This is a genomic window from Roseateles sp. P5_E11 (assembly GCF_054049355.1).
Genome location: NZ_JBFUMO010000700.1, coordinates 1 through 2,658, shown reverse-complemented (window position 1 = coordinate 2,658; position 2,658 = coordinate 1). Strand labels below are relative to the sequence as shown.

Sequence of the window (2,658 nt, the reverse complement as noted above, 5' to 3'; positions counted from 1 at the left end):
CACAGACCCCGGGCTTGAGGGGGTGAGATGGCTTCATTGGCTAACGATTGCCTAACGGTCGCTCTCCAGACTGGCGCACAACCTGATCGGAGACCCCACCATGAAGCTTGCCCGTCTGCTGCTGCCCCTGACCCTTGCCGCCAGCCTTGGCGCCCATGCCCAGCAGGGTGTGAGCCTGGCAACCGGATTCACCGACTTCACCAGTTGGTCGCTGTATGGCAGCGCGACGGCGTCCAACATGACGCCGGGCAACGGCTTCACCTACAGCGACCTGATGCTGACGGCACCGGGCGCCGGCGGCCAGGGTGGCGCCGGCTTCGCGCCCAATGCCATCACGCTGGACTTCAACCAGGGCTTCGCCTTCGACTTCCACTTTTTCATCCCCGTCAGCCAGGGCCTGCGCGGCGATGGCTTCACTTTCGCGCTGAGCGACACGGCCGGCGTCGGCGGCGCAGGCTCGGGCCTCGGCTATGACGGCCTGAGTCCGGCCAGCGTGGCCTTTGCCATCGACACCTTTCATTTCAACGGCGAACCGGTGTCGCCCAGCCTGCAGATCCTGTCCGGCGGCTCAGTGGCGCCGCTGGCTGCTACCGAAACCGGCCTGGGCGACGCCATCCGCGACCCTGACTTCCAGTGGTATGCCTCGGTGCAGTACACCCCCTCGGGGCTGAACGACAACGCCGGCATGCTGACCGGCACCATCGAGCACCTCAACCTCGGCACCTTCACGGTCAGCGCCCAGGTCAGCTTTGACCAGTTGGGCCTCGTCGGCACGCCGGTGTTCTACGGCTTCACGGCCGCCAACGGCCTGGCCACCGACGGCCACTTCCTCACCTCGGCCGTGCCGGTGCCCGAGCCGGGCAGCGGGGCCCTGATCCTGGCCGGCCTGGCCTGCCTGGCCATGCTGGCCCGGCGCCGCCGCGCGCGTTGACGTGATCCAAGTCGCTGCCCTCGGCCCGCGGCCCGCCTGCGGGACACCCTTTGACTGTCACGCCTCGGCCGCGACGTTGTAGACACCTGCCTCGGACAGGCGAAAGCCACAACGGCTGTAGAACTCCCGCAGGTCAGGCTCGAAGTCGACGTGCACCCAAGTGACCCCGCGCGCCCTGGCTTGCTCCAGCGCGGCAAGAACCAACGCCGTTCCGATACCGTGCCGCCGGCAACTGGGATGAACCGTGGGGTCCAGGACAAACGCATGCGTCTTGCCGTCCCAGGCGACGTTGACGTAGCCGACAAGTTCGGCCCCCCGGTACGCGCAGACGTAAGCCATGCTGGAGCGCAAGACGGGTTGAAATGTCGCAGGGCAATGGTTCGCCCAAGACGCAGAAAACAACTCGTTCAGTTCCAGGTCACCCAGGGGTGGCGAGAGCTTGTATTCGATGGCTGGCGCTGAATTCATGGGTGGCAAGTGGCTAGCTGGTGTTGCGAGCCCACTCAGCGACGAACGCGGTAGCGGATGTGGGTGGCCTCCGGGGTGTCGATCACCCGGACAATCTCCAACTCCACGCGCGAAGGCAACATCTCGAACAACCGGCGGCCACCACCGAGCAGGACCGGGATCTGGTGGATCTGCAACTCGTCCAGCACACCAGCCTCGAGCGCCCGTTGCGCCGTGTACGCGCCAAGCATCAGCACGATGCGATCCCCGGCGGCGGCCTTTGCCTGCGCCATTGCGCGCTCGATGCCGTCGGGCACGTAGGTCACCAACGGATAGTTCGCTACCGAAGGGCCCGGCGGCCGGTGGCTGGGCACGATGATCGGGACACCGTGGTTGTCACCGCCCCAGTGATCGACCTGCTCCACAGTGCGCCGCCCCGCCAGAATCGCGCCAGGTGAGTTCCACTCATCCCACAGTTGTCCGACCGCCCCAGATGGACGGGAGAAGTCCCCATACCACTCGTGCAACCGGTCGAATTCGTCGCCGCCGGGGTTGCCCACTTCGTCGTTCGGGCCAGCGATGTATCCGTCGAGTGACATCGACATGAAGAGTACCGATGTGGACATCTGAGGTCTCCTGCTGTCTCGAAGAATGGTCAGACGTACGCGATGCCGCTTGAGTGAGTGACGCCTGACGTTGAAGCTGTGCGGCGGACCGAGGCTTGCCGAGGGACGTCCGCTCGAGCGACCGGTTAGGCACCTGCACCTACTCGCAACTCTGACCAAAGCTGAGCGAAAACACCCTGGAAATTCTGAAACGCTTGGTGCAGCGCACGAATGTCCAGGTCGCTCCCTTCCGCGGACTTGGGACCGATCCAGTACCTCGAACTGTCGCCCCACGGCTCATGGACGACGCACGGAACGCCTCGATATAGGAATGTGAATCGATCGTCATTCCAGAGATTCCTCCGAACTTCTGTCACGCCTTCAGTTGAGCGAAGGAGCTTGTGCAGCGAATTAAATGTGACCCATAGGCTAGTGATCTCGAACGCAATCAAGAAGCCATCTTCTCGCAGAATCGGATACGTCCGCATTCAGGCGCCTAACGTGCAAGCCAAGCGGACGGCGAAGCCGTCCGCTGCAGCGGGATCACCGCACGGTTCATCAGGATCTCCCTGATGTTCGAATTCCAGATGAAAGCAGAGCCAATGCATGCGCTCGAAAACTTCATACGATTCTGCGTTTTTCTCCACCGGCAAATTGCAGCGGGCACAAATGAGC

At 63.6% G+C, this 2,658-nt stretch carries 4 protein-coding genes; 1 reads left to right on the top strand and 3 read right to left on the bottom strand.

What is annotated here, in order from left to right; translation table 11 throughout:
• Positions 1-100 precede the first annotated feature (100 nt).
• A complete protein-coding gene (locus tag ACXJKR_RS29370) occupies positions 101-931 on the top strand; it encodes a PEP-CTERM sorting domain-containing protein (RefSeq protein WP_457325857.1) in 831 nt (276 codons plus the stop codon).
• Between the two features lie 57 nt (positions 932-988).
• Here the strand turns inward: ACXJKR_RS29370 and ACXJKR_RS29365 are convergent, their stop codons facing one another.
• From ACXJKR_RS29365 to ACXJKR_RS29355, 3 genes are all read right to left on the bottom strand, one after another.
• A complete protein-coding gene (locus ACXJKR_RS29365; RefSeq protein WP_457325856.1) occupies positions 989-1,399 on the bottom strand; it encodes a GNAT family N-acetyltransferase in 411 nt (136 codons plus the stop codon).
• Between the two features lie 35 nt (positions 1,400-1,434).
• Complete coding sequence (locus ACXJKR_RS29360) at positions 1,435-2,004, bottom strand: dihydrofolate reductase family protein (RefSeq protein WP_457325855.1); 570 nt, start codon at positions 2,002-2,004, stop codon at positions 1,435-1,437.
• Between the two features lie 467 nt (positions 2,005-2,471).
• Positions 2,472-2,658: hypothetical protein (locus tag ACXJKR_RS29355; RefSeq protein WP_457325854.1), on the bottom strand; the 187-nt coding region annotated here is incomplete at its 5' end.

Bases quoted from the DNA above. Each gene is read 5' to 3' on its own strand.
- ACXJKR_RS29370 (WP_457325857.1), top strand. From the start codon at position 101: ATGAAGCTTGCCCGTCTGCTGCTGCCCCTGACCCTTGCCGCCAGCCTT.
- ACXJKR_RS29365 (WP_457325856.1), bottom strand. From the start codon at position 1,399: ATGAATTCAGCGCCAGCCATCGAATACAAGCTCTCGCCACCCCTGGGT.
- ACXJKR_RS29360 (WP_457325855.1), bottom strand. From the start codon at position 2,004: ATGTCCACATCGGTACTCTTCATGTCGATGTCACTCGACGGATACATC.